The sequence below is a fragment of the [Actinomadura] parvosata subsp. kistnae genome (genome assembly GCF_900323885.1).
Classification (GTDB): Bacteria; Actinomycetota; Actinomycetes; order Streptosporangiales; family Streptosporangiaceae; genus Nonomuraea; species Nonomuraea composti.
This window is the reverse complement of sequence record NZ_OOHJ01000007.1, coordinates 1-4376: the sequence shown is the minus strand read 5'-3', so window position 1 is coordinate 4376 and position 4376 is coordinate 1. Positions and strand designations below refer to the sequence as shown.

Annotated in this window: 4 protein-coding genes and 2 pseudogenes; 2 read left to right on the top strand and 4 right to left on the bottom strand. The window is 68.3% G+C overall.

The features are described 5' to 3' along the window. A partial coding sequence (locus tag KIS93_RS08260) for an ABC transporter substrate-binding protein (RefSeq protein ID WP_222107346.1) occupies positions 1-1336 on the top strand: 1336 nt, incomplete at its 5' end. A 221-nt stretch (positions 1337-1557) separates the two neighbouring features. Here the strand turns inward: KIS93_RS08260 and KIS93_RS08255 are convergent. Further along, the gene (locus tag KIS93_RS08255) at positions 1558-2148 is read right to left on the bottom strand and encodes a hypothetical protein (RefSeq protein WP_186404016.1); all 591 of its coding nucleotides are present in this window, start codon (positions 2146-2148) and stop codon (positions 1558-1560) included. Positions 2149-2281: 133 nt separating this feature from the next. Here KIS93_RS08255 and KIS93_RS08250 point away from each other — a divergent pair, with 133 nt between their 5' ends. Continuing rightward, positions 2282-2821, top strand: a complete 540-nt coding sequence (locus KIS93_RS08250; RefSeq protein WP_186404015.1) for a hypothetical protein — start codon at positions 2282-2284, stop codon at positions 2819-2821. A gap of 221 nt (positions 2822-3042) precedes the next feature. On the opposite strand, the gene KIS93_RS08245 is transcribed toward KIS93_RS08250, so the two are convergent. The 3 genes and pseudogenes from KIS93_RS08245 to KIS93_RS63195 all read right to left on the bottom strand — a co-directional run. Then, positions 3043-3996, bottom strand: coding sequence for an extracellular solute-binding protein (locus KIS93_RS08245; RefSeq protein ID WP_281261958.1), 954 nt, complete (start codon positions 3994-3996; stop codon positions 3043-3045). Positions 3997-4061: 65 nt separating this feature from the next. Beyond that, a pseudogene (locus KIS93_RS68910) lies at positions 4062-4238 on the bottom strand (hypothetical protein); the annotation flags it as partial. Beyond that, positions 4154-4376, bottom strand: a pseudogene (locus tag KIS93_RS63195) (hypothetical protein); the annotation flags it as partial. The pseudogenes KIS93_RS68910 and KIS93_RS63195, both read right to left, overlap by 85 nt.

Genomic DNA, 4376 nt, shown 5'->3' with positions numbered 1-4376 from the left:
GTTGTCTTGCCGTCGCGGGCGCGGCGGTGCTGCTGCTGTCCGGATGCGGCGCCCAGGAGGAGCCCGAGCAGGCCGCCGCCGGCCCCGTCACGATCGACTACTGGCTCTGGGACACCGCCCAGCAGCCCAGTACCAGGCGTGCGCCGACGCCTTCCACAAGGCGAATCCCCAATACACCGTCAAGATCACCCAGTACGGCTGGGACGACTACTGGAACACGCTGACCACCGCCTTCGTCTCCGGCACCGCCCCCGACGTGTTCGTCGGCCACCTGTCCCGCTACCCCGAGCTGGCCGCCCAGGGCCAGATCCTCCCCCTGGACGAATACGTCACCAAGGACAAGGTGGACCTGTCGATCTACCAGGACGGCCTGGCCGACCTGTGGGTCGCCAAGGACGGCAAACGGTACGGGCTGCCCAAGGACTTCGACACCGTGGCCGTCATCTACAACACCGACCTGCTCAAGAAGGCCGGCATCAAGCCGGAGGAGATGGCCGAGCTGAGCTGGAACCCGCAGGACGGCGGCACGTACGAGAAGGTCATCGCCCGCCTCACCGTCGACAAGAACGGCAAGCGCGGCGACGAGCCCGGCTTCGACAAGAAGAACGTCGCCACCTACGGCCTCGGCCTGAACGGCAGCGGCGCCGGCTTCGGCCAGACCGAGTGGAGCATGTACGCGATGAGCAACGGGTGGCAGTACGGCGACAAGAACCCGTGGCCCACGACGTTCAACTACGCCGACCCCAAGTTCAAGGAGACCATCAAGTGGTTCACCTCGCTCATCGACAAGGGGTACATGCCGACCATGGACATCGTCAGCTCCGGAGTCGGGCAGATCGACGCGTACGGGGCGGGCAAGTACGCGATGGTCACCGAGGGAAGCTGGAACACCAAGACGTACTGGAACCTGAAGGGCGTCAAGTCCGCCCTCGCCCCCACCCCGATCGGGCCGACCGGTAAGCGGGCCAGCCTCTTCAACGGCCTGGCCGACAACATCTCCGCCACCAGCGACAACCCGGACGCGGCGTGGGCGTGGGTGAAGTTCCTCGGCTCACCCGCCTGCCAGGAGGACATCGTCGCCAAGGAGGCCATCGTGTTCCCCGCGATCAAGACGGCGACGGTGAAGGCCGAGCAGGCGTTCAAGGACGCGGGCATCGACGTCAAGCCGTTCACCATGCACGTCGAGCAGGGCACGACGCACCTGGCCCCGATCGCCGAGCACTGGGCGGACATCACGGCGACGATGACGGAGACGATGGACGCCATCTTCTCCTTCAAAGCCGACGTGAACTCGCTCGACCAGGCGAACGCCACCGTCAACGGGCTCTTCGGGTAAATCCTTATTCCTTACGGCACAGCCCACGTCACCCCACCCCCCGCACGTGGCGGGCCTCCATCCAGGGCAACGCTCCTCCGGCTCCCCGGCTGACCGCCGTGACGTGCGCGAAGTGGGCCATCCGCGTGGTTCACGGTGAACCGGTCACGGAAACCGGAAGGCCGGGTGCCGCCCCGTCGGTGGGGCGGCGCCCGGCCTTCTCGCGCTTGCGCGTCAGCGGCTCAGGAGGTGTGCAGGTACACCTGGCCGAACACCTCCGACAGGTTCTTCAGGTCCGTGGCCAGGTCCACCTCGGGGTGGGCCGGGTCGTACACGGTGGCCAGGCGCGGCTTGATCGTGCCGAGCTTCTTGAGCTGCTCCCACGTGGTGTTGGCGGCCCACTTCTCGCCGTACACGCGGCTGACCTGCCCCTGGTCGTTCTGCCAGCGCGTCCACAGGGTGACGGTCTCGGCGGCGTCCTGGCGCAGCGGCGCGGCGATGCGCTCGGCGATGGCCTTGGTGACCTGCTCCTCGGTCAGCGCGGAGGAGCCGGCAGCGGCGAAGGAGGCGTCCTCGGCGGCGATCTGCGCGTAGGCGTCCCAGGCGCGGGCCTGGACCTGCGCCCACTGGTTGCGCTGGGCCGTGGCGGCGTCGATCTTCCAGGTGGCGTACTCGGTGGCGAGGTGGCCGCTGTCGAGGGCGAGCTGGTCGATGTAGCCCTTGCTCAGCCAGGCGCCGATGCGCTCGGGTCGAGCAGCGGGTACTTCTTGGTCAGCTCGGCCGTGCAGCTCGTGTCGACACGTCGTCTCGCAGCGCGAGCAGCCGGCGACCACCGTCGTGCGCGCGCCACGCTGTCTTGCCGCGGCAGACAGCGATGGCCGCGCAGCGCGGTGGTGCGCGGGTGGCGTCGGCTGCGGCGCGGACGACGAGCGACGTGTCGAGCGGCGCGAGCTGCGGCAAGAAGGGGTGCGGCGCTGCGCGGACGACACGGCGAGCTGCAGACCGTGGCGAGCGCTCTGGCTGAGCAAGGGCTACATCGACCAGCTCGCCCTCGACAGCGGCCACCTCGCCACCGAGTACGCCACCTGGAAGATCGACGCCGCCACGGCCCAGCGCAACCAGTGGGCGCAGGTCCAGGCCCGCGCCTGGGACGCCTACGCGCAGATCGCCGCCGAGGACGCCTCCTTCGCCGCTGCCGGCTCCTCCGCGCTGACCGAGGAGCAGGTCACCAAGGCCATCGCCGAGCGCATCGCCGCGCCGCTGCGCCAGGACGCCGCCGAGACCGTCACCCTGTGGACGCGCTGGCAGAACGACCAGGGGCAGGTCAGCCGCGTGTACGGCGAGAAGTGGGCCGCCAACACCACGTGGGAGCAGCTCAAGAAGCTCGGCACGATCAAGCCGCGCCTGGCCACCGTGTACGACCCGGCCCACCCCGAGGTGGACCTGGCCACGGACCTGAAGAACCTGTCGGAGGTGTTCGGCCAGGTGTACCTGCACACCTCCTGAGCCGCTGACGCGCAAGCGCGAGAAGGCCGGGCGCCGCCCCACCGACGGGGCGGCACCCGGCCTTCCGGTTTCCGTGACCGGTTCACCGTGAACCACGCGGATGGCCCACTTCGCGCACGTCACGGCGGTCAGCCGGGGAGCCGGAGGAGCGTTGCCCTGGATGGAGGCCCGCCACGTGCGGGGGGTGGGGTGACGTGGGCTGTGCCGTAAGGAATAAGGATTTACCCGAAGAGCCCGTTGACGGTGGCGTTCGCCTGGTCGAGCGAGTTCACGTCGGCTTTGAAGGAGAAGATGGCGTCCATCGTCTCCGTCATCGTCGCCGTGATGTCCGCCCAGTGCTCGGCGATCGGGGCCAGGTGCGTCGTGCCCTGCTCGACGTGCATGGTGAACGGCTTGACGTCGATGCCCGCGTCCTTGAACGCCTGCTCGGCCTTCACCGTCGCCGTCTTGATCGCGGGGAACACGATGGCCTCCTTGGCGACGATGTCCTCCTGGCAGGCGGGTGAGCCGAGGAACTTCACCCACGCCCACGCCGCGTCCGGGTTGTCGCTGGTGGCGGAGATGTTGTCGGCCAGGCCGTTGAAGAGGCTGGCCCGCTTACCGGTCGGCCCGATCGGGGTGGGGGCGAGGGCGGACTTGACGCCCTTCAGGTTCCAGTACGTCTTGGTGTTCCAGCTTCCCTCGGTGACCATCGCGTACTTGCCCGCCCCGTACGCGTCGATCTGCCCGACTCCGGAGCTGACGATGTCCATGGTCGGCATGTACCCCTTGTCGATGAGCGAGGTGAACCACTTGATGGTCTCCTTGAACTTGGGGTCGGCGTAGTTGAACGTCGTGGGCCACGGGTTCTTGTCGCCGTACTGCCACCCGTTGCTCATCGCGTACATGCTCCACTCGGTCTGGCCGAAGCCGGCGCCGCTGCCGTTCAGGCCGAGGCCGTAGGTGGCGACGTTCTTCTTGTCGAAGCCGGGCTCGTCGCCGCGCTTGCCGTTCTTGTCGACGGTGAGGCGGGCGATGACCTTCTCGTACGTGCCGCCGTCCTGCGGGTTCCAGCTCAGCTCGGCCATCTCCTCCGGCTTGATGCCGGCCTTCTTGAGCAGGTCGGTGTTGTAGATGACGGCCACGGTGTCGAAGTCCTTGGGCAGCCCGTACCGTTTGCCGTCCTTGGCGACCACAGGTCGGCCAGGCCGTCCTGGTAGATCGACAGGTCCACCTTGTCCTTGGTGACGTATTCGTCCAGGGGGAGGATCTGGCCCTGGGCGGCCAGCTCGGGGTAGCGGGACAGGTGGCCGACGAACACGTCGGGGGCGGTGCCGGAGACGAAGGCGGTGGTCAGCGTGTTCCAGTAGTCGTCCCAGCCGTACTGGTGATCTTGACGGTGTATTGGGGATTCGCCTTGTGGAAGGCGTCGGCGCACGCCTGGTACTGGGGCTGCTGGGCGGTGTCCCAGAGCCAGTAGTCGATCGTGACGGGGCCGGCGGCGGCCTGCTCGGGCTCCTCCTGGGCGCCGCATCCGGACAGCAGCAGCACCGCCGCGCCCGCGACGGCAAGACAA